At 60.0% G+C, this 20,343-nt stretch carries 23 protein-coding genes; 12 read left to right on the top strand and 11 right to left on the bottom strand.

The genetic code is table 11. The features are described from left to right. The first annotated feature begins 138 nt into the window (after positions 1-138). Entirely contained in the window at positions 139-1,839 is a 1,701-nt protein-coding gene (locus CUJ84_RS30010) for a diguanylate cyclase (protein WP_348632684.1), read from the top strand. Positions 1,840-1,843: 4 nt separating this feature from the next. Here the strand turns inward: CUJ84_RS30010 and CUJ84_RS30005 are convergent, their stop codons facing one another. Beyond that, positions 1,844-2,263, bottom strand: a complete 420-nt coding sequence (locus CUJ84_RS30005) for a response regulator (protein WP_105009289.1) — start codon at positions 2,261-2,263, stop codon at positions 1,844-1,846. 308 nt (positions 2,264-2,571) lie between these two features. Here CUJ84_RS30005 and CUJ84_RS30000 point away from each other — a divergent pair, with 308 nt between their 5' ends. The 3 genes from CUJ84_RS30000 to CUJ84_RS29990 all read left to right on the top strand — a co-directional run bounded on the left by CUJ84_RS30000 (position 2,572) and on the right by CUJ84_RS29990 (position 4,456). Beyond that, on the top strand, positions 2,572-3,309 hold the full coding sequence (locus tag CUJ84_RS30000; protein WP_245457620.1) for a sensor histidine kinase: 738 nt from the start codon (positions 2,572-2,574) through the stop codon (positions 3,307-3,309). Positions 3,310-3,323: 14 nt separating this feature from the next. Beyond that, positions 3,324-3,743 (top strand): response regulator, encoded by a 420-nt coding sequence (locus CUJ84_RS29995; protein ID WP_245457610.1) that lies wholly within the window; start codon positions 3,324-3,326, stop codon positions 3,741-3,743. A gap of 464 nt (positions 3,744-4,207) precedes the next feature. Continuing rightward, on the top strand, positions 4,208-4,456 hold the full coding sequence (locus tag CUJ84_RS29990) for a hypothetical protein (protein ID WP_226307206.1): 249 nt from the start codon (positions 4,208-4,210) through the stop codon (positions 4,454-4,456). A 512-nt stretch (positions 4,457-4,968) separates the two neighbouring features. On the opposite strand, the gene CUJ84_RS38440 is transcribed toward CUJ84_RS29990, so the two are convergent. The 4 genes from CUJ84_RS38440 to CUJ84_RS29975 form a co-directional block, all read right to left on the bottom strand. Beyond that, positions 4,969-5,112, bottom strand: coding sequence for a hypothetical protein (locus tag CUJ84_RS38440; RefSeq protein ID WP_018069798.1), 144 nt, complete (start codon positions 5,110-5,112; stop codon positions 4,969-4,971). 166 nt (positions 5,113-5,278) lie between these two features. After that, positions 5,279-6,427: a hypothetical protein gene (locus CUJ84_RS29985; RefSeq protein ID WP_245457609.1), complete on the bottom strand. Its 1,149-nt coding sequence runs from the start codon at positions 6,425-6,427 to the stop codon at positions 5,279-5,281. A gap of 385 nt (positions 6,428-6,812) precedes the next feature. After that, positions 6,813-8,045, bottom strand: coding sequence for an ATP-binding protein (locus tag CUJ84_RS29980; RefSeq protein ID WP_105009287.1), 1,233 nt, complete (start codon positions 8,043-8,045; stop codon positions 6,813-6,815). Positions 8,046-8,876: 831 nt separating this feature from the next. Next, positions 8,877-9,329: a GFA family protein gene (locus CUJ84_RS29975; RefSeq protein ID WP_024323549.1), complete on the bottom strand. Its 453-nt coding sequence runs from the start codon at positions 9,327-9,329 to the stop codon at positions 8,877-8,879. A gap of 207 nt (positions 9,330-9,536) precedes the next feature. On the opposite strand from CUJ84_RS29975, the gene CUJ84_RS29970 reads away from it, so the two are divergent. Next, positions 9,537-10,684, top strand: a protein-coding gene (locus CUJ84_RS29970) for an IS3 family transposase (RefSeq protein ID WP_105009286.1) whose coding sequence is annotated in 2 segments (ribosomal slippage) — positions 9,537-9,786 and positions 9,786-10,684 — 1,149 coding nt in all. Because the reading frame shifts where the segments join, the coding sequence is not laid out codon by codon here. On the opposite strand, the gene CUJ84_RS39425 is transcribed toward CUJ84_RS29970, so the two are convergent. After that, positions 10,644-11,048, bottom strand: a complete 405-nt coding sequence (locus tag CUJ84_RS39425) for a DUF1643 domain-containing protein (protein WP_432444926.1) — start codon at positions 11,046-11,048, stop codon at positions 10,644-10,646. The two genes, CUJ84_RS29970 and CUJ84_RS39425, sit on opposite strands and share 41 nt — an antisense overlap. A 616-nt stretch (positions 11,049-11,664) precedes the next feature. Continuing rightward, positions 11,665-11,847, bottom strand: a complete 183-nt coding sequence (locus CUJ84_RS29955; protein ID WP_018482643.1) for a hypothetical protein — start codon at positions 11,845-11,847, stop codon at positions 11,665-11,667. A gap of 69 nt (positions 11,848-11,916) precedes the next feature. On the opposite strand from CUJ84_RS29955, the gene CUJ84_RS29950 reads away from it, so the two are divergent. Further along, the gene (locus CUJ84_RS29950) at positions 11,917-12,558 is read left to right on the top strand and encodes an alpha/beta hydrolase family protein (protein ID WP_105009283.1); all 642 of its coding nucleotides are present in this window, start codon (positions 11,917-11,919) and stop codon (positions 12,556-12,558) included. A 40-nt stretch (positions 12,559-12,598) separates the two neighbouring features. Here CUJ84_RS29950 and CUJ84_RS29945 read toward each other — a convergent pair whose 3' ends face one another. The 3 genes from CUJ84_RS29945 to pcaQ are packed head-to-tail and all read right to left on the bottom strand — an operon-like array spanning position 12,599 to position 14,766. Beyond that, complete coding sequence (locus CUJ84_RS29945; RefSeq protein ID WP_105009282.1) at positions 12,599-13,270, bottom strand: RES family NAD+ phosphorylase; 672 nt, start codon at positions 13,268-13,270, stop codon at positions 12,599-12,601. After that, the gene (locus CUJ84_RS29940; protein WP_105009281.1) at positions 13,267-13,788 is read right to left on the bottom strand and encodes an MbcA/ParS/Xre antitoxin family protein; all 522 of its coding nucleotides are present in this window, start codon (positions 13,786-13,788) and stop codon (positions 13,267-13,269) included. The genes CUJ84_RS29945 and CUJ84_RS29940 overlap by 4 nt, the downstream gene beginning before the upstream one ends. Positions 13,789-13,845: 57 nt before the next feature. Beyond that, on the bottom strand, positions 13,846-14,766 hold the full coding sequence (gene pcaQ, locus CUJ84_RS29935) for a pca operon transcription factor PcaQ (RefSeq protein WP_105009280.1): 921 nt from the start codon (positions 14,764-14,766) through the stop codon (positions 13,846-13,848). 95 nt (positions 14,767-14,861) lie between these two features. Between pcaQ and pcaD the strand changes: the two genes are divergently transcribed. From pcaD to CUJ84_RS29905, 6 genes are all read left to right on the top strand, one after another. Further along, positions 14,862-15,671, top strand: a complete 810-nt coding sequence (pcaD, locus tag CUJ84_RS29930; protein ID WP_105009279.1) for a 3-oxoadipate enol-lactonase — start codon at positions 14,862-14,864, stop codon at positions 15,669-15,671. Beyond that, the gene (gene pcaC / locus CUJ84_RS29925) at positions 15,668-16,072 is read left to right on the top strand and encodes a 4-carboxymuconolactone decarboxylase (RefSeq protein ID WP_105009278.1); all 405 of its coding nucleotides are present in this window, start codon (positions 15,668-15,670) and stop codon (positions 16,070-16,072) included. Before pcaD ends, pcaC begins: the two co-directional genes overlap by 4 nt. Before the next feature lie 9 nt (positions 16,073-16,081). Next, complete coding sequence (gene pcaH, locus CUJ84_RS29920; RefSeq protein WP_018071487.1) at positions 16,082-16,831, top strand: protocatechuate 3,4-dioxygenase subunit beta; 750 nt, start codon at positions 16,082-16,084, stop codon at positions 16,829-16,831. A gap of 2 nt (positions 16,832-16,833) precedes the next feature. After that, positions 16,834-17,445, top strand: coding sequence for a protocatechuate 3,4-dioxygenase subunit alpha (pcaG, locus tag CUJ84_RS29915; RefSeq protein ID WP_105009277.1), 612 nt, complete (start codon positions 16,834-16,836; stop codon positions 17,443-17,445). Between the two features lie 126 nt (positions 17,446-17,571). Continuing rightward, complete coding sequence (locus CUJ84_RS29910) at positions 17,572-18,618, top strand: 3-carboxy-cis,cis-muconate cycloisomerase (RefSeq protein ID WP_105009276.1); 1,047 nt, start codon at positions 17,572-17,574, stop codon at positions 18,616-18,618. A gap of 67 nt (positions 18,619-18,685) precedes the next feature. Further along, a complete protein-coding gene (locus CUJ84_RS29905; protein ID WP_018071491.1) occupies positions 18,686-19,453 on the top strand; it encodes an SDR family oxidoreductase in 768 nt (255 codons plus the stop codon). Positions 19,454-19,511: 58 nt separating this feature from the next. Here the strand turns inward: CUJ84_RS29905 and CUJ84_RS29900 are convergent, their stop codons facing one another. Continuing rightward, entirely contained in the window at positions 19,512-20,342 is an 831-nt protein-coding gene (locus CUJ84_RS29900) for a shikimate dehydrogenase family protein (RefSeq protein ID WP_105009275.1), read from the bottom strand. Position 20,343 lies beyond the last annotated feature (1 nt).

Raw genomic sequence — 20,343 nt, 5'->3', positions numbered from 1 at the left:
AGCTACCATAACCGGTAGCTGCACGCGAGGACGAGCCGGATGCGGATTAGCACGATCACAAACTGGGCCTACGCCACAACCGTAGTTCTGACGCTTATCTCGGGTGGAGCGTTCATAATGGCGGTTAGAAGCGCTGACATGGAGCGCGACGCGGCGACCACCGCTTGGAAGCTGGATGAAACGGTCGAGCAGCTACAGAGTGCTGCCGAAAAGACGACCGAAGACGCCCGGCTGTACGTGATCAAGGGCGAGGAACGATACCTGAATGCCTTTCGGGCGGTCGATGCGGTCGAGCGCGAACGAGAACAGTCGGTAAAGCGTCTCGTCATCTCGAACCTGACCGACCAGGAGCGGACGGCCCTGCAGACAGTCGAGGCCGACGCAGAAGTGCTCGACGCCATCGAGGAGCAAGCCGTCAAGGATTTCGCCGCTGGCAAACAGGACGTCGGAAGAGCAGCGGTTTTCTCCCCGGAACATGAGGAAGCGCAGACCGACTTAATGGCTAGCGTCGCTCATTTTACCGACCTTGTCGACGCGAGAGGACAGGAAGACCTTCGTTCCGCTAAGGAGAAGGCGGACCTTTGGGGAGCAATAGCGAAATCGCTTCTGGCAATCACCGCGCTCGTATTCTTGAGCGTGCTCTACTTCGTATTGAAGCGGCGGGTTGCACGTCCACTCCACCAGATGAGCGGCGTCGTCCGGCGATTGGCCAAACAGGACTACACCGTCGAACTGCTGGCTGACGGCCGCCGAGATGAGATCGGCGACATGAACGACGCCATCCAAATCTTCCGAGACAACGGATTGGAGCGCGACAGGCTCGACGCCGAGCGGCGCAAGGACCAGCAGATAAAGGATCTGATCCTCCAGTTGATGCATCGCCTGCAGGGTTGCCAGGACGAGGCAGAACTTGCTCCGGTGGTGGCCCGCTATGCCGTGCAGATTTTTCCCGAGCTCCGCGGGCACCTGTTCGTCATGAACGAAGGCCGGACCGTCTTGAGCGCCGCGGGCACCTGGGGTGCTCCACGCCGCTCGACCACCGAGTTTCCGTCCATTCAGTGCTGGGGACTTCGACGTGGCCGCCCCCATCTCAGCGAGGTCGAGCATGGCGACGTCCCGTGTCAGCATCTGGACGAAACGACCAAAGACGGAAGCCTCTGTATACCACTCGCGGCCCATGGCGACACGGTTGGGATGCTCTACTTCGAAGGTCCCGACGGTGGATTGGAGTTGATCGCCGCCCGCGTCTACATCGAGTTGATCGCAGAGAACCTGGGGTTAGCCATCGCCAATCTGCAGCTCCGAGATCGACTGGCCAACCTCGCGGTGAAGGACCCGCTCACGGGCCTTCTGAACAGACGGTCGCTCGACGAGAACCTCAATCGACTGCGCCGGGAGGCGACTGATCTCCCCGCTGCGCTGATGATGATCGACATCGACCACTTCAAGCACTTCAACGACGACTTCGGGCATGACGCGGGCGATTTCGTTATGAGCCAGGTGGCAGCGATCATGATGGACGTGGCTGGAAATCATGGGGCAGTGCATCGGTTCGGTGGGGAAGAGTTCGCGATCGTGATGCTAGGCACCGACCAGAAGGAGGCGAGGTCGCTTGCGGAGCGACTGCGCAGCGGAATCGAGAGAGCGCCTATCACCTACTTGGGTCGGCCGCTCGGCACCGTGACGGTCTCGATAGGCGTGGCGTCAACACAAGACGGGCAACCGTCGACAAACCTGATGCAGAGGGCCGACGCGTCCCTTCTTCGAGCGAAGGCTGGTGGGCGCAACGTCGTCATCACCGATTGGACTACCGGAGATGTCGAGCGGCCCGCCGTTTAGCTTGCTACGAAGCGGACGGGCCGGGTGGCGAAAATTCGATGAAGCATTTCGGCGGCGGTATGTTCGTGTTCCCAGCCCGCCGATCGGCAACATATTGGATTGCCTCGACAAGCTCGAGATCGCGGACTGGCTTCTGGATGACGCCTAGCGCTCCAGGCACGCCGCCTCGGATCGCACCGGGATCGCTGGTCATGAACAGGACCGAAACGTCCGTATCCGCCAAGGTGCGGCCGATGATCGGCCCGGTTGGCCCATCTTCAAGATTGACGTCAACGAGCGCGATGTCCGCGCCGGTGGAAAGCAAGAGCGCCTGATACATGTTGCTCGCGATGCCGACGGTGTGGTGGCCAAGCTCTTCCACCGTATCCTGCAGGTTCAAGGCGATCAGTGGCTGGTCTTCGACAATCAGTACGTTGAATGACATTAGTCTTCTCCGGGGTTGTCCTCGTGAAGCTAATCCCTGCGGGCAGAGCCAGTTCCAATAAAACTCGGCGGGACGCCCTATCGCCGCCGACAACGAGACTGTCTCGCCCCTCCTCACGACCCCCGTAAGTGTCTCGAAATTCCTTCGAGCGCTTTTTGTCTGGCGCGGAGACGATAACGTATCGCTTGCCATCCGTGGGCGTGTCCTGATGAGCGAGATCGATCAGCGAGTGTAATGCCCGAGCCGCGGGTGATCTCCGCCAGCATTTCCATCGCCGGTCCTCCTAGGAAAACCGGCCTTTGCGCGGCGTGGAGGCGATGGCGCAGCGTCCCGACGGCTCGATGTTCCCGTTCCTCCCGTTCCCGACCCCCATCCGAAATGCTGACGGCGATCTCGTCGGGGCCGTGAATATGCTGGTTGACATCAGCGACCGGAAGTTGGCCGAGAGCAACCAGCGGGTCTTCCTCGACGAGCTCAATCATCGGGTTAAAAACAACATGACGATGCTGTACGCCTTGATCCGTTCAGCCGAGCGGGAAAGCCACAGCACCGAGGCGCGGGCGGTTCTAGGTGATGCTGCTCAGCGTGTCGGGGCCATGGCCGCCGCTCAGCAGGTTCTTTACACCGAGCATGATCGAACCGGGGTGTATGCTCGTGATTTCGTCAGGGCGGTGTGCGACAGCGCCAGACAGGCGTTCTCGAAAGACGTCACGCTCCACATCGACGTCGACGCCCGATACTTGCGGAACGACATTACGATGCCTCTGGCTCTTATTCTCAACGAGCTGCTCACGAATGCCGCTAAGCATGGCTGCGACGATTCCGGCAGGTGCGAAATATGGATCTCTCTGATGCGGTCAGACGATGAATACGTCCTGACGGTCCGCGATCGCGGTCCCGGCTACGATTTCAAGGACACCGCCCGGCGCTCCTCCGGAACCGGACTGATATCCGGATTGGTGCGGCAACTGCGTGGCTCGTTCTCAGTTTCTCCTGGGCCGGGCGCGCTATGCACCGTCCGATTCACGGACCAACCCTGCAACTGAAACAGCCTCTCTCCATGAACCCCCTCGACCCCAACGATACGACAGGCTCCGAGCGAGCGGCAGGCGGGGGAAATCCAACACGCATTCTGATCGTGGAGGATGAGTTTCTCATCGCGCTCGAGCTTGAAAATCGCCTTCGCGACGCGGGTTTCGAAGTCATCGGCATTGCGGCCACGGCCGGCGAGGCATTGTCCATTGCAGCCTCAGGCCGACCCGCTCTCGCGATCATGGACATTCGACTGGCCGGCCACACGGATGGTATCCAAGCGGCGATAAAGTTAAACGCCACCCTCGGCGTCCGCTCGATCTTCGCCTCCGCCCACGCCGATCCCGAAACGCGCAAAAGAGCTGCGGCAGCCTCGCCGATCGGTTGGTTGCAAAAGCCCTATCCGGCTGACGCCTTGATCAATCTGATCAGGCAGCATCTGAGTTGATGTCGTCCACCGTCGTTCGACGTTCGACGATGGCGGCGCTCAGGCGCTTTGCGGCACCATCTCTCCGAGAAACTAAATGAACAATAATTGAGCGATTGGACGTCCGCTCAGCGCACAGGAGATTGAATTGCATGGGGTTGGCAACATCGCCGAGCGGCCAACCGCACCATAACAAAGACAATCCCAGTGTGTAGTCACAAATACTGCCGGAAACATACATTTAGTGAGTGCCTATTCTACAGCACGTACGTCGGAGACGTTGCCCCTCAATATATTCGTTGCAAATCAAAGATAAGTTGCTCAAAGAACAACTTCGCAGCGCCTTGAGAATTGCTAACAATCATCCCCCGTCACTGCTGGCATGAACCGACCGGTAACCAAATTTGGCTTTCCAACATCACACAACAGGTTGAGTCCTGATATGCATTACTCTCGCTAAACTGGTGGAGACGAAGGTGCCTGAAATGATGTTGATGTATTCCACCAATCCGATCACAGTCCACAGCTGGTTCCCCGACACTGCGAACAAAGAGTTCATCTCTTTGCAGGCAGCCATCGAATACGCGGCGGAGCACGTCGACGAGCTTCCAGCGATCGAGATCCTCATCCGCACAGGCGCCCGTCGTTATGTCATCATTTGGGGCGATCAACTTGCCGCCTTGATCACGCGGGTTTGCGTTCTTCATCGAGGCAAGGCATCCCAAGGACATTGAGCCTGAAAATCGCCAACCGGCTCGGGCTGCGTCGACGCGAAGGCGCTGGGTACCGGCCTTGCGATCCTCGCGATCCGCCCTCTCCTGCCGGTTGGACCCTCAGTCGTCCGGAACCGCACAGGAACTTTTCCGGCAATCTACAGTTAGGCCGCAAGGATCGCACAGGCGCCCCATACTGGGGTTGTCCGCTTCCCTCTTCCTGTGCGATCCGTCCTTCCCCAGTTGCCCCGTTTCGGCGGGGCTAATTTTTGATACAGCAAAGCGCGAGCATCAGGTTGATCTTATGCAGCAAGGTGGCAACGGCCCCATCGCTCGCATAGGCAATGATGCTCGCGGATGAAAGATCAAAAAAATCCGTCGGCGCGGTAACAAAAGGGTCCGTTGATAGTAAAACATTCGGGCCGTGCGGAGATTTGTTAAACGCAGCCACCCAACACTTCGATGTGCGGCCCACTCAACCCAGAACTAAGCCCCGCTTCAAAACGCGGGGCCTTTTTTGGCCCAGGAATACTTCAAATGATCTTCAACCAATGCCGAAGCGCCGCCACCGCGCCATCGCTGGCATCGGCAATCATCCCGCCGATCACGAGGCCGGCTAAGCGATAGGACCTGATGCTATAGCCGACGGTCTTCTTTGAGCGTGGCGGCTTTGTCATGTCACGATCACGTCAGTGACCGCTTAAAGGCGAGGAGGGCGAAAGCATCTCGCAAATCAAATAGCTTTGATTGAGCTGCGGTTTCGGGCGAAACTTCACCAGCACCTCGTGGCCATCGCACGCAGTCAGTCCTGGGTATGTCGATGCAGCTGTCTCTGCTAACGCACTATTGCAGTGCAAATCCCCAAGCTGAGGGATCGAGGTATTCGCGAGGCGGCTGCATTTCGCCGATGTCGACGGGTCGACGCGTAAACGCCACCGTGTCGAAGCTCTCCACTGCGCTCCTGCCGTACCACTGCTCGTCCTTCAACGGAATACCGTCGGACGTGATGCACTGCTTGTGACGTGAACCGGCCATATTCGGCGTTAGGTTATACCATGTGCAATTTTCGCCAAGAAACTGGCCCTGCTCACCCAGATTTTCCATTCCTGTTTGGCTGCTGAATCGAGAGAAGGGACGCTTCGCATCCAGCGAAGAGCGACCACCGACAATTCTGCGTTCCATCTTCGACGACGAATAGACAACACCCTGGTTCTCAAGCTCGTTCCAAACCTCGATCCGGATTGACCCGTCCTTGCCCTCACGCCGACGAAACCACCATGGATAATGTCGCAACAGACTCACCTCAGAAGACTTGTCTATCGACGAATTGTCAGACGCCCTCGTAACCAATTTCGCCTCGAAGTCGACAGCACTTGGAGGGTGATCCGGGTAGGTACGCAGCGGCTTGAGCCACGTGCTTGCGTCAAAAAGCTGTCTTGGCGGCAACACTTCGGCCTCCGGAACCGGACCTCGCTTGATCTCGGTCAGACGCGCCTCGGACATCAATTTACCCTTGGAAAAGAGAACCTTGGTTGCGACCTCTATTCCGTCGCTGGTCAAGCAGGTCATCCAAATAGGGCTTGGCGGATCGTGTCGAACTATTTGAAGCCAGCGACACTCCTCGCCGCCCACTGTCTCCACGTCGTTCGTTTCCTTGACCTGCTTGATGCCGAGGTAGTCATACGATGGCTCGACTTGCCTGATACTGAAGCGCTTGATCTCCTCTCCATCTTTCTTGACTGTTGACAAAAGAATGTTCTGAAAGAAGTGCCCATACCAGATATATGTCTCGTCACCTTGTGTCTCCTCAACATGCGTCCAGCCGTTGTGGTGCTGCACGACCCGCCAGTAGTCCGTCCCATCTAATGTGTCGCGCACAGCCAGCTTCGCGGTGTAGTCGGGGACGTTCGTGTTGGGGAAAAACGGAAGCCCGTTTGCATGCGCGGTGCCGGTCGCAAGGGCAATAACCAAGAAAATGATCATTCGGTTCATGAATACACCCCGTCACAAACGCTTGCACACTTGCGGTAGCATTCAGCGCAGCCCCTGACAACCGGGGTGCCCTGCAATCCGGGTATCGGATCAATCCGCACTCTCCAATCCGTCTGCAATCGCCAAGGCCACGAGCTGCGACGTCGAGCGTGCGTCAAACCCTTGCTTCAGCCGCTCCACACGGTGCTCGATAGTTCGATGAGATAGTCCAAGCTGCTGACCAATCTCCTTTCCGCGAGCGGCCTTGAGGTGCGCTCGTCCAATTAATCGCGCTACAGCGGCATACCCGGAAAGGGACTTCCCGAATTTTTCGCTTTTCTTCTTTTCTCGGCTACTGATACGTTGGCGTACTGGGTGGTCCTCCCGTTGGCTTCTGCGACCATTCTCAACCCCACATGCTGGACAGTGGCACCGCGGCCAGCTTGTCGCCGAACGGCACAACATCTGTATTGTCGTAGAGGACGACGCCGAAGGCGAAACGATCTCCGCAGGCCTCTGCAAGTGCGCGGAGCCCTCCGAAATCGCCGGCCTTGACCGTGGCGCTGGCCTTAACCTCGATGCCAGCGATCATCCCGTCGTCGCGTTCCAGTACGATGTCGACCTCGCGCATGTCCCGATCCCGGAAATGATATGGTGTCAACCGCAGCTCCGACGCCGTCATTAGCTTCAGAACTTCGGAAAACACGAAGCTCTCCAGCAGCGCGCCGAATGTTCCGCGATCCGCCTTCACTCGGTCGAAGGTGAGCCCGCGCACACTGGCCAACAGACCTGAATCGAGGAAATGCAGCTTGGGCGTCTTGACGATACGCTTCAGCGTATTGGTGAACCAAGGCTGTACCGTTGCGACCAGGAACACCTGTTCGAGCAGTCCGACATAACGCTGCCCAGTCTTGTGACTGACGTTGATACTGCCGCCAAACTGCGAATAGTTGACCAATTGGCTTGTATGTTCGGCCAATAGCCGCACGAACTTCGGCAACTCGGTCAGCTTCTCCACATCGGCAATGTCCCGGAGATCTCGCGTCAGGATAGAAGTCAGATAGGACCGTGCCCAATCTTGCCGTCGTCGTTCGCTGTTGCGGCTGATGGCTTCGGGGAATCCCCCGAGCAGAACGAGTTGGACGAAGTCGTCTCCGATGATAGAGCTCCACGGGCTCTTTAGACTCCCATCGAAAAGGTGCTCCAGAAAGGACGGCGTCCGGCCTTCGATCTCGGCCCTTGCCAGCGGCAGCATTCGGACGGTCTCCATTCGCCCCGCCAGGCTGTCCGCAATCCGCGGTAAAGTCAGCACGTTTGCCGACCCGGTAAGCAGAAACCTGCCCGGACGATAGTCCTCATCGACTGTCTTCTTGATCGCCAGCAGCAGGTCTGGCGCACGCTGAATCTCGTCGATGATGGCTCGATCTAGGCCGCGAATGAAGCCGGCAGGATCGGATTGGGCGGCTTCGAGAACCGTCTGATCGTCGAGGGTGAGATAGGTTCGGCCGGCTTCTCCCATCTTTCGGACAAGTGTAGTCTTGCCGGCTCGGCGTGGTCCTTCGATGAGGACGACCGGAGTATCCGAAAGGGCTTCCTCCGCCCGCTGCTCTACAAACCTCTCGGCTAATTGGAAGTCAATGGCTCGCTAATTGGAACTTGCAAGGGGGCAATCTGGAAGGAGGAATGCTTCCGAACGACGGTTGCCGGCGCACCTCCGCAGCGGAGAGACCAACACCGCCCCCTCAGAATTGGGGCGTAGGTGGGTTTGTCATGACACGTTGATGGCTCGAAGAGAGGCTTCTGGCACCTGCCGCAGAGACCACGATGTCCAAATACGATCGCAACGCTTGCTCGGCGTCGAGTTAGTCGGTGATTCTAGCGACCCGCTCGAAAACGCTGCCGACGCCGCCGGCCTTGGATCAGCCCGCTGGGGCCACTCATTCGCCCATGCGATCCACTCTGTCGCGTTACCGATGGCAGGATCCTGCCAAGCAGCGACGAGCCATCCTTCGTGCTTCTTCGATATGGCGCGGAAGCGCAATTGCTTCTCCGACTGATAATAGGCGGTTTTGATTGCCGTCGTCGCCAAGATCTTCGGGATGTACCTTCACCATTACAAGAAGTCCTGGGCGGCTAAGGACGTGCTGCCCTTCGCGAAACAGTCGAAGAGCGATGCCGTGGCCCCTCAATGAGGGATTCACCCACTGTGGCTCGAAATAAGCGCGCTGAGCTCGTCCAAGTCGGGACGAAATTGGTGCCGCCCGGCGCAATAGAGCTGAACCGTCCTGAGGCTGTGGCGAGCTCGCCAGTTCCGGGACGCGCGCTGCGGCGACGCTTGACGGAAACGATGGGGACATGACGTTCGAGATTACGGACGGCAACGGGATGCTTGGGGAAGAGCTTCCTTTCCGCTAGTGCGCAAAGCTGCAGTGAACGCGCTAGTTTCATCAAAAGTCTCTGAATCCCCTGCTCATGAAGGCATAGGCAGATCGAGGAGCGAGAAAAGCACTTCTGCAGGAGCGCCCTCCTGCCAGCAGGGCGTTTCGGGATCCAATCGCAGGCCGCGCTGACTACGGTTGGTCCAGATGTGGGCGACCAGCTCCAGTTTGTTGCTTTCATCAAACGTCCCAGCCCGGATACCCACCAAGCCAGGACGAGCGGAGTTCGTATTGAACACTCGGGTGAAGCATTTCGGACAGGCCGACTGGTAGGAGACAAAACCGCTGCCGCCCGCCAGCTCGAACCGCGCGGTCTCTCCTGTGGCGGCAAATGCGTTCGTTTTCACGAGCGCATTCTGGCTGAATGCGCTCCCGCTCCACGTCTGGCAGTCGAGACAGTGGCAGGCATAGGTCTTTGGAAGTTTGTCCGCTTCCACTTCGTAGCGCAGCTGACCGCAGCGGCAACCACCCTTCAGCTTTTTCACGTCATTTCCTCAAGCTTCGACCTGACGTTTGAATAGCGGATTTGCGGCAAACTGGTAGCGGAAATTCCGATCTGATCTTGCGTCAGTTGCACTGGGGTCAGCAGGCTGACTCTTGTCCCCCTACTGACGCGGCGCCACTCGGTATGGCCTGCTGCCGGTTTCATAGACATCGAGTTAAGGTGTTCCTCCTGAAACCGGAGAGCATGAATGCAAAGACGAATATTCAGCCGCGAGTACAAGCTTGAGGCGGTGAAGCTGGTCAGGGAGCGTGGGGTTGCCGTTGCGCAGGCTGCCCGTGATCTTGATGTCCACGAGAATGTGTTGCGCAAATGGGTTCGGGAATACGGCGACGATCCCAGCCAATCCTTTCCTGGAAAAGGGCAAATGAAGCCGGAGCAGCTTGAGATCGAGCGGCTCCGTCGTGAAGTCGCAAAGCTGAAGGCAGAGCGCGATATCCTAAAAAAGGCCGCAGCCTACTTTGCCAGGGACGCGATATGAAGTTCGCGTTCGTTGCAAAGCACCGCTCGATCTGGCCGGTGGCATGGCTCTGTGAAGCGCTGGGAGTTTCTCGTTCAGGTTTCCACGCCTGGTTCAATCGTTCTCCGAGCGAACATGCACGCCATGACGAGGTCCTGCTGGAAAGGATCAAGCAGAGTTTCCAGTCCAGCGACCGCACCTATGGTGCCCGACGGGTCTGGCACGATGTGCTGGAGGAAGGGTTATCCTGTGGCCTCCATCGTATTGAGCGGCTGATGCGCTTGAATGCGCTCAGGGCAAGACCGAGGCGGCGTGGCTTGCCAAAGGATGCCGGTGACCGTGCCGTCATCATGCCTAACGTGCTGGACCGCCAGTTCGTGGCAGACCGTCCGAACCCGAAATGGGTGGCTGACTTCACCTATATCTGGACCGCGGAAGGCTGGCTGTATGTCGCAGCCGTCATCGACCTGTTCTCACGCCGTGTCGTCGGCTGGTCGATGAATGCCAACATGACAGCCCAACTCGTCACAGATGCGCTGATCATGGCGATATGGCGTCGAGGAAAACCAGATGCTCTGCTGCATCACTCCGACCAGGGCAGCCAATATACCAGCGAGCAGTTCCAGCGCCTCATGGGAGATCACGGCATCACCTGCTCGATGAGCCGCTCTGGAAATGTCTGGGACAACGCTGCAATGGAGAGCTTCTTCTCCTCACTGAAAACGGAGAGAACGGCACGGAAGGTTTATCGCACGAGGAATGACGCCAGAGCCGATGTGTTCGATTACATCGAGCGCTTCTACAACCCGAAGCGTCGCCACTCGACACTGGGCTATCTCAGCCCCAATGACTTTGAAACAAAGGTGGGATTAGCTTAACCTCGTGTCCGATAAACCGGCAGCAGGCCATTTTGGTGGTTCCAAGACACAGTAGCGAGACGCCAAGGTCTTTTGCTCGCAGATAAACCTGACGGTCGCGGCCCAGCAACAAACTGTAAGCTCCCCAGCCAACTACTGCGATTCCGCTTCGCTCTTTGCATTCGAGCAGGGCAGCAGCGATCCACCTGTCGTTATCGGCTCCTACGGGGTCGCTTACACTTTTCATAAGTGCTGGATTGGTCGACCTATAAGCAAACAAGTTCCAAACGATAAGCGATCCGCAGTTGAGAGCTTGCGCACGCCTGACATTGCGGATGATTGTAGGATCATCGATTTCGTGGTCTGCAGTTGACGGATTAAGCATCCCAGAGACGAATGGCGGCAAGCGGTCATCCCAGACGCGTCGCAGCAAATATCTATAGCCACCACACTCAGATAGCACCGCAGATTTCGTATAAAATAGATCCATGTTGGTTGTCTTGGCTCGTGTCGCGCCTGACTGCAAGGTGTGCAACTAATGAGGACACGCATGTATGACAATTCCGAGAACGTCCTCTCTAATCAAGCTAATCACCAAGGGTCTCGGTCCGTCCACCTTGAATGTAAATGCGAGTTCTTTTAAGGGAAACTAAAAAGGGGGACATCCTGTCCCCCCTGATCATCCCAGAAAGCCCGGTTTCTAAGGCTTTTAAGCGATGGTGGGCGCTCCCTCCGGGCCCACTATCGGAAAGAGGGCGAAGCCTTCTTTCTGTGATCGAGTCTCCGATGTCCGCTCGGGCTGACTGCGGAAATCAACGAATGGACAGCAAAAAGGGCGCTCGACCCTTGCGGGGAGCGCCCTTATCCTGTCGGACACGAGCAGCTCGACGACGTCGATACCGCGCGCATCCATTTTTCAGGCAGGACGGGTATATGGACCCTTTCCGCCGGGGTTTCAAGAGGCGGTTCATCGGTTCTGCACGACAATTGTCCGCAGTCGATCAGGAGGCGACCCCAGTGATCGGATTGACCACGGGCCGTTCGCTCTTGTCCCTGACCCCAGCCGGCTGCACGACCGGCGGCGCCATCGATTCAGAGTCTGCGGGCTCCGGCTTTTCAGGAACGGCGCCGACATCCTTGGGGCGCCGCTGCTCGGGCTTTACGTTTTGATCATTCGTCGACATTGTCAGTCTCCTTTCCAGGAAGAAGTCACGGCCGTCGACATGGTTCCGACGATGGATGGAGGATTACCAATGCTTGACAGGTTTCTGCTGCAGGGGCCTCAGGATGCGCGCTTCACCATCCAACTGGCGCATGGCGCCGGTGCGCCGATGGATTCGGTATCGATGACATCAGCGGCAAATGCGCTCGCCGGCGTCGGCTTCCGCGTCGCTCGTTTCGAGTTCGCCTATATGGCAGCCCGCCGTACCTCGGAAGGCCGCAAGCCGCCACCGCGCGCCGAAACCCTCAATCCCGAATACGAGGCGGCCACTACCGAGCTCGGCGCCAGCGGTCCTCTGATCATCGGCGGCAAGTCGATGGGCGGCCGAGTCGCCAGCATGGTCGCCGACGATCTCCGTCGTCGAGGAAAGATCGCCGGCCTGCTCTGCCTCGGCTATCCCTTCCATCCGCCCGGCCAGCCGGAGAAGCTGCGCACCGGCCATCTCACGGGGCTGACGACGCCCACGCTGATTTGCCAGGGAACACGCGACGAATTCGGCACGCGGGACGAGGTGCCGGGCTACGATCTGTCCGACAGGATCGAGATCCTCTGGCTCGAGGACGGCGACCACGATCTCAAGCCGCGCAAGACCATCTCCGGCTTCTCCAGTGCCGATCACCTTTCCACGATGGCGAAGGCGGCGAAGGCATGGGCCGAACGACTGCCAGCTTGAGTATCACCATATCTCCGGTGTGGGCCCGCAACGGCCGCCGTTAGGCCGCGAGCTTCCTGACATCGATGCGTCGGTCGGTGGCCGAAACGGTGATTTCGAAGTGGTCGGCCTGCACCACGCCCTGAATATTGCGCGGCCGGTGGGTAACGATGGCCACTCCACCCTTCAGCCGGACACTGTCATAGAGGATCCCGGCACCGCCGCTCGATCGCACCTCTTCTCCCAGCACCTGCGACGCCGCATAGCTGGTGCCGTCATAGACATCGGGCCGCAGCGTCTGCTCTCCGCGAATGTCGAGGTAATCACCAATCAAAGCGGCCGAATAGCTTCGATAGGTGCGCGCCATCGTCGCCACCCCGCGCGCGACGGCCTCGCGCCGGAGATGATGGCCAACCTCGGCAGCCGCCGTCTTGAGATCGTCGGCTGCGTACCAGGCGCCGAGATCGGGGCCGTTGAAGCGCATTCCTCCCGGCGCGACATGCAGGAATGCCGCCATGACGATGCTGGCATTGGGGATGCCATAAACCCATTGGTCCTCGGGAAGCCGTTGAATGCGGTCGGCGACGAGGCGGTCGTTGGTCCAGCCGACGAGCTCCATCACGGCTTGGAGATCGGCTGCCCTCGTCACCGTCTCGAAAAGCCCGATCGGTGGAAATTGCGACGGGATCAGCCGGTATGACGGACGCGGCGCCTCGGCAAAACGATCCCTCACCGGAAGACGATGTCCGCATCTTCGTAGGGCGTGAAGGCTTCGTCGAGCATATTCGGCTGCATGTAGAGACCACCGCGGGCGCCGTCGAGGAACCGGCGTACGGTCATCAACCCGTCTTGGGTTCCGTTGGTCACGATATCAAGCGGCGGATGCCCCCCAAAAACCGGCGCCTGATGCGGCGTGCGCAGCCAGGCGACGCCGGCGCGTTCATCGGAAAACAGCACGCCGAGTGCCTGATGGATGCCGAGCACGGCTGAGATTCGGGTCAGCGTATCGACATCGAGCGTGAAAACGCCGTGCTCGCGCGCCTGTTTGGCCCAATTGTGATAGGTCGACCGGGATGGATAACCGAGCATGAGCAGACGCTGCTCCTCGCTCAACCCCCAGAGATCGGCGATCGCCAGAAAGGTTCGCAAGGCCGGGGCGCTCAGCCTCTTGCGGTTTGCCGGAGCAAACCGCTCCATGTCCAGCCGCCGTGGCCCCTGGTCTTCCCGTTGCTCCCGTCGCGCATGCTGCATGAAAGCCTCCTGTCTTGAATTAGACTTAGTCCAAATCTGGGCATTCATCAAGCGAATTTAAAGGGTGGCCTCGCCTGCGGCCTCGCGGATCGTCTGCATCAGGATCGATTGCGGCAGCGACGGAACGGCATCGGCGCGCATCGTCAAGCCGACCGGCCCCTTGGTCTCGCCGGTATCGACCGGCAGAAGCGCCAGCCAGCCGTCGGCGACATCGCCGGCCACCACGCCGTTGGAAATGATCCAGATCGCGTCGCTTGCCCTGAGGAATGCGCGACCGAAGGAATCCGACACCGTCTCGATCTGGTTCGGCAGGCTGGAGACACCGTTGGCGATCAAGAAATTCTCGACCACCGGCCGAATGATCGAACCGCGCGTCGGCATCAGCACCGTGTAGTCGCCGAAGCCGGCGAACGGCGATTGCCGGGCGTCGAGCAGCGGATGGCCGGCGCGCACGGCAAACACCACCTGCTCGGAATAAAGATGCTCGAACGAAAACCCTGCCATATTCTCGGCGCCGGCCAGACGTCCGACGACGATATCGAGATCACCGACGCGAAGCTGCTCCAAAAGCACCGCGTTCTCGCCGGTGACGATCTTCACCCGGCTCCAGGTCTTTTCCTTGAGGAACAGTTCCATCGCCCGCGGCATGATGCGCGATGAAACCGTCGGCAGCGCGCCGATCCGGATCGGCGGCGCATCGGAAAACTGCTCCTGCGACACGGAATCGAGACCCTGGCGCAGCGCCGTCAGCGCCGCACCTGCGTGCCGCAGGAAGACCTCGCCGTAGCGGGTGATCTTGATGCCGCGGCCATCGCGCTCGAAAACATCGACACCCAGCACCTGTTCCAGTTCGCGGATCGTCTTGGTGACCGCCGGCTGGCTGACATGCAGCAATTCGGCGGCCTTCATGACGCTCTTCTGCCGCGCTACCTCGACAAAGGTTTGCAGATGGCGGAACTTGACCCGGCTGTCGATCATCGCTCGCATAACTCCAGGGTTATCGAAACGCCAATAAATATCATTTTACTTAACCGGATCAACCAGTCAATTTCACCAGACAGGAGGAGAGTGACGTGCAATTCGCCCGCATAAACGACGTGACGATCCATTATCAGATCATTGGTGCCCCCGCCGACAGGCCGGTGATCGTCTTTACCAATTCGCTCGGAACGGATTTCCGCATCTGGCGTGATGTCGTGGTGCGGCTTGCCGGTGAATTTGCCATCGTGCTTTACGACAAACGCGGCCACGGCCTTTCCGATGTCGGCCAGCTCCCTTCATCGATCGAGGACCATGCGACGGATCTCGCCGGCCTGCTCGATCTGCTCTCGGTCAAGGATGCCGTCATCTGCGGCCTCTCCGTCGGCGGCCTCATCGCCCAGTCGCTCTATCACCGCCGGCCGGACCTGGTCCGCGCGCTGATCCTCTGCGACACCGCCCCTAAGATCGGCACGGCGGAGAGCTGGGACGCCCGCATCGCCGCCGTCGAGAGAAATGGGATCGGCAGCATTGTCGATGCCATCATGGAGCGTTGGTTCACGCCCGCCTTCCGCCGGCCCGAGAGCACCGCCTATGCCGGCTATTGCAACATGCTGACGCGCCAGCCGGTCGAAGGCTATCTCGCCGCCTGCGCCGCGATCCGCGATGCCGATTTTACCGAAATCGCCAAGACGATCACCGTCCCGACGATCTGCATCGTCGGCGACCAGGACGGCTCGACGCCGCCCGATCTCGTTCTTTCGACAGCGAAGCTGATATCGGGCGCTCGCTACGAGGTCATCCCTGATTGCGCGCACATTCCCTGCGTCGAGCAGCCAGAGGCGCTGACGGCGATCATCCGCGCCTTCCTCACATCCGTTCCGTCTGGAGAAGTCAGCCCATGAATGAGACCGCGTCCCCTTCCGAGCGCTATAGCCAGGGCATGGCGACCCGCCGCGCCGTGCTTGGCGACGCCCATGTCGACCGCGCCGCCACCACATCGACGGAGTTCGACCGCCCCTTTCAGGAGTTGATCACCGAAGCCGCCTGGGGCCATGTCTGGTCACGCCCGGCGCTGACGAAGCGCGAGCGCTCGATCATCACGATCGCTCTACTCGCGGCGCTGGGCCAGGACGACGAGGTCGCCATGCATGTACGCGCCACTGCCAATACGGGCGCAACCCGCGAGGATATTTGCGAGGCGCTGCTGCATGTTGCAATCTATGCCGGCGTTCCCGCCGCCAATCACGCGATCAAGATCGCAAAGCAGGCTTTTGAACAGATGGACGCCGAAAAGGCGGCCTGAGGGAGGAACATGTCCGAACGACCGAACCGCAAGCCCGAGACCGGCGGCTTCTTCGCCCGCGACCGAGCCTGGCATGCGCCGGCGCTGACGCCTGGCTACAAGACCTCCGTGCTGCGCGCGCCGCAGCGCGCGCTGCTATCGCTCGACGGCACGATTTCCGAGACCACCGGTCCGGTCTTTGGCCATTCGATGATCGGCGAACTCGACAACGACCTGATCCTGAACTACGCGCAGCCCGGCGAAAGTGCCATCGGCGAACGCATCATCGTCCATGGCCGCGTGCTCGACGAGCGCGCCAGGCCGGTTGCCGGCGCCTTAGTCGAGTTCTGGCAGGCCAATGCCGGCGGCCGCTATCGCCACAAGAAGGAAACCTATCTGGCGGCGATCGACCCGAATTTCGGCGGCTGCGGCCGCGCCATCACCGACGAGGATGGCCACTACCATTTCCGCACCATCCGTCCCGGCGCCTATCCCTGGCCGAACGGAATCAACGACTGGCGTCCCGCCCATATCCATTTTTCGATCTTCGGGCATGGCTTTGCCCAACGCCTGATTACCCAGATGTATTTCGAAGGCGATCCGATGATCTGGAAATGTCCGATCGTCGGCACCATCCCCGACAAGGCGGCGATCGAGCAACTGATCGCGCCGCTCGACTGGGGCAACACCATTCCGATGGATTCACGCGCCTATAAATTCGACATTGTGCTGCGCGGCCGCCGCTCGACGATGTTCGAAAACAAATTGGAGGGCAACTGACCATGCAGCAGCTCGGCTATCTCAAGGAAACCCCGTCGCAGACGGCAGGCCCCTATGTCCATATCGGCCTGACGCCGAATTTCTGTGACATAGCGGGCGTCTACGACACCGATCTCGGCATCGAGATGGTCAACGACAAGACCCTCGGCGAACGCATCACCGTCACCGGCCGGATCTTCGATGGTGCCGGCGCGCTGGTGCGCGATGCAGTCATCGAGATCTGGCAGGCCGACAGCGCCGGTCTCTACAACAGCCCGTCGGAAATGCGCGGCGCCGCCGATCCGAATTTCACCGGCTGGGGCCGCTGCCCAACCCGCGCCGAGGACGGCGTCTACAGCTTCGAGACGGTGAAGCCCGGCCGCGTTCCCTTCAAGGACGGCCGCAGACAAGCCCCGCACATCACATTCTGGATCGTCGCCCGCGGCATCAATATCGGCCTGCACACGCGCATGTATTTTCCGGAGGAGACGGAGGCCAATGCCGCCGACCCGCTGCTTTCGCGCATCGAACATCGCGAGCGCGTCGCAACGATGATCGCCACGCGCGGCGGCGCGACCTGTCATTTCGACATCTATCTGCAGGGTCCGAAGGAAACGGTGTTTCTCGATATCTGAGGGTCTGCATGCCGGCTGCTTGTTCTAAGGGCTCCGAGCAGGTAGCCTTCCCTCACTCTCCCCTCTCTCCCCGAGGGGAGAGGGTGCGGCAGCCGGATGGGGGACGACGCAAAAAACGAGACACCCATGACCGCATCGCCCTTCGACCACCCCTTCCTTTCCGGCCTGCTCGGCGACGATGAAATCGCGCCCTATTTCACCGCCGAGGCGGATATCCGGGCCATGCTCTCCTTCGAGGCCGCGCTCGCCAAGGCTGAAGCCGCTCACGGCCTCATTCCTGCCGAAGCCGCAAGGCGCATCGCTGACACCTGCGCCGCCTTCTCGCCCGATGTGTCCAGTCTTCGATCGGCAACGGCAAGGGACGGTGTCGTCGTTCCAGATCTCATCAAGCAGCTGCGTACCGATGTCGGCGAGGAAGCGGCCAAAAGCCTGCATCTCGGCGCGACCAGCCAGGATGTCATCGATACCAGCCTGATGATCCGCCTGAAGGCCGTCGTCTTCCTGTTTGCCGGCCGGCTTTCCACTCTTGCCGCAGGGCTCGATGCGCTGGACGGCCAGTTCGGCGGGAACCAGCTGATGGGTCATACCCGCATGCAGGCGGCGATCCCGATCACCGTCTCCGACCGCCTCCGCGCTTGGCAGGAGCCGTTGACGATCTATCGCGACCGCCTGACCGAGCAGAGTTTTCCCGTCCAGTTCGGTGGTGCCGCCGGCACGCTGGACAAGCTCGGATCGCACGCCGCAGCCATCCGTGCCTCGCTCGCCCAGGAACTCGGCCTCACCGATGCACCGCAATGGCAGAGCGGGCGTCTGCCGATCGCCGATATTGCCGGGCTGTTCGCGTCGATATCAGGCAGTCTCGGCAAGATGGGGCAGGATATTGCGCTGCTCGCCCAGGCCGGCGACGAGATCGAAATTTCAGGCGGCGGCACCTCGTCGGCCATGGCGCACAAGCAGAACCCCGTTTCCGCCGAAGTCCTCGTCTCGCTCGCCCGCTTCAACGCCACGGCGCTCTCGGGCATCCATCATTCCCTTGTCCACGAACAGGAACGCTCCGGCGCTGCCTGGACGCTCGAATGGCTGCTCCTGTCGCAAATGACGATGGCAACCGCCGCCAGCCTGCGGCTGGCGAAGGAGCTTGCAGGAAATATCAAGAGGCTTGGAACGGCCTGATCCAGCGCCTTTGCATCTCATGCCGGAAACCGGCTATGCAGAGTGCAATGAAATCAGGAGCAGCCTCGTGACCTTTCCTCTCTTCGATCTCTCCGGCCGCCGCGCCCTCGTCACCGGCTCCAGTCAGGGCATCGGCCGCGCATTGGCGGTCGGGCTTGCCGAGCATGGCGCTTCGATCATCATCAACGGCCGCAACGCGCAGAAGGCCGAGGCGGCCGCCGAGGATATTCGTCGCAGCCATCGCCATGCCGTCAGCGCCGCCTTCGACGTCACCGATGCGGAGGCCAGCCGCACCGCCATCGCCTATATCGAGGCGGAAATCGGTCCGATCGACATCCTCGTCAACAATGCCGGCATGCAGTTTCGCACACCGCTGGAGAACTTCCCGGTCGACAAGTGGGACGAGATCTTCAAGACCAACGTCTCTAGCCTGTTCTATGTCAGCCAGCCGGTCGCCCAGGCGATGATTGCGCGCGGCCGCGGCAAGATCATCAACATCGCCTCCGTCCAGGCCGAACTCGCCCGTCCCGGCATTGCGCCCTATACTGCCACCAAGGGTGCTGTGAAGAACCTCACGCGCGGCATGGCGACCGACTGGGCGAAATACGGCCTGCAGATCAATGCGATCGCGCCCGGCTATTTCCGCACGCCGCTCAACCAGGCGCTCGTCGATGATCCAAAGTTTTCCGGCTGGCTGGAAAACCGCACGCCGGCCGGCCGCTGGGGCGAGGTCAAGGAGCTTGTCGGTGCCGCCGTCTTCCTGGCCTCGGATGCCTCCTCCTTCGTCAACGGCCACATGCTAACCGTCGACGGCGGCATCACCGCCTCGCTCTAGAACAGGATGTCGTCCGAAAAGCGCTCACACTTTTTCGGCATCATGCCCTGAATTCGCATCACCCGAGCTTGGCGATGGCACGCAGATTGTCGGCCGTCGTCGTCGGGAATTCGAAGAATTCGAGATAGGCGGGGATCTGTTCGAACAACATGTCCGTCCCAACCTGAAATGCACAGCCGCGCGCCCGCACGGCCTCGAGAAAGGGGGTTATTTCCTTGGTCATCACGACTTCGCCGACGAAGGTCGAAGGCGAAATGCGGTCGATATCGATCGGCAGCGGGTCGCCCCGTCGCATGCCGAGAGGTGTCGCGTTGACGACAATGTCGAAGCCTGCCGGATCGGCGGAGCCGACCGTTACTTCAAGCTGCGGATAATATTTCTTCAGCCTGTCCTGCAGCGCGGTCGCGGTCGTCTCGTTGGCGTCGAAGATGGCGAGGTGGTCCACGCCCGCCTGTGCCAACGACGCCGCGATCGCCGAGCCGACGCCGCCGGCACCCGCAATGAGCGCATGGGCTCCTTCAACCTTTTTATCCTTGCGCAACACGCCGCGAACGAAGCCCTCGCCATCGAACATGTCACCGATCAGCCTGCCATCCGAACCGAGACGCACTGCATTGCACGAGCCGGCGACTTTCGCGTTGGTCGACGTTTCGTCGAGCAGCGCCATCGTCGAAATCTTGTGCGGCATCGTGATCAGAGCACCGTGGATATTGGATAGCCGGAACAGAAGCTTCAGAAATGCCGGATAGTCCTCCGGCCTGCAGCCCATCGGCACGACGACGGCATCAATTCCGTTCATCTCGAAGTAAGGATTGTAGATCAGCGGGGCCTTGAAGGACTCCGTCGGATAGCCGAGGTGAGCGATGAGTTTGGTCGTCCCGGTGATCATG

Origin of the sequence: Rhizobium leguminosarum, from assembly GCF_002953715.1 — a bacterium.
Lineage (GTDB): Bacteria > Pseudomonadota > Alphaproteobacteria > Rhizobiales > Rhizobiaceae > Rhizobium > Rhizobium leguminosarum_V.
The sequence above is the reverse complement of the archived record's forward strand: the minus strand, read 5'-3'. Positions and strand labels throughout refer to the sequence as shown.

Coding starts and splice junctions, on each gene's coding strand:
- pcaG (WP_105009277.1), top strand. CDS start 16,834: ATGCAGCAGCTCGGCTATCTCAAGGAAACCCCGTCGCAGACGGCAGGC.
- CUJ84_RS29985 (WP_245457609.1), bottom strand. CDS start 6,427: ATGAACCGAATGATCATTTTCTTGGTTATTGCCCTTGCGACCGGCACC.
- CUJ84_RS29995 (WP_245457610.1), top strand. CDS start 3,324: ATGAACCCCCTCGACCCCAACGATACGACAGGCTCCGAGCGAGCGGCA.
- CUJ84_RS29910 (WP_105009276.1), top strand. CDS start 17,572: ATGACCGCATCGCCCTTCGACCACCCCTTCCTTTCCGGCCTGCTCGGC.
- CUJ84_RS30005 (WP_105009289.1), bottom strand. CDS start 2,263: ATGTCATTCAACGTACTGATTGTCGAAGACCAGCCACTGATCGCCTTG.
- pcaC (WP_105009278.1), top strand. CDS start 15,668: ATGAATGAGACCGCGTCCCCTTCCGAGCGCTATAGCCAGGGCATGGCG.
- CUJ84_RS39425 (WP_432444926.1), bottom strand. CDS start 11,048: ATGCTTAATCCGTCAACTGCAGACCACGAAATCGATGATCCTACAATC.
- pcaH (WP_018071487.1), top strand. CDS start 16,082: ATGTCCGAACGACCGAACCGCAAGCCCGAGACCGGCGGCTTCTTCGCC.
- CUJ84_RS29955 (WP_018482643.1), bottom strand. CDS start 11,847: ATGTCGACGAATGATCAAAACGTAAAGCCCGAGCAGCGGCGCCCCAAG.
- CUJ84_RS38440 (WP_018069798.1), bottom strand. CDS start 5,112: ATGACAAAGCCGCCACGCTCAAAGAAGACCGTCGGCTATAGCATCAGG.
- CUJ84_RS29900 (WP_105009275.1), bottom strand. CDS start 20,342: ATGATCACCGGGACGACCAAACTCATCGCTCACCTCGGCTATCCGACG.
- CUJ84_RS29950 (WP_105009283.1), top strand. CDS start 11,917: ATGCTTGACAGGTTTCTGCTGCAGGGGCCTCAGGATGCGCGCTTCACC.
- pcaQ (WP_105009280.1), bottom strand. CDS start 14,766: ATGATCGACAGCCGGGTCAAGTTCCGCCATCTGCAAACCTTTGTCGAG.
- CUJ84_RS29990 (WP_226307206.1), top strand. CDS start 4,208: ATGATGTTGATGTATTCCACCAATCCGATCACAGTCCACAGCTGGTTC.
- CUJ84_RS29940 (WP_105009281.1), bottom strand. CDS start 13,788: ATGCAGCATGCGCGACGGGAGCAACGGGAAGACCAGGGGCCACGGCGG.
- CUJ84_RS30010 (WP_348632684.1), top strand. CDS start 139: ATGGAGCGCGACGCGGCGACCACCGCTTGGAAGCTGGATGAAACGGTC.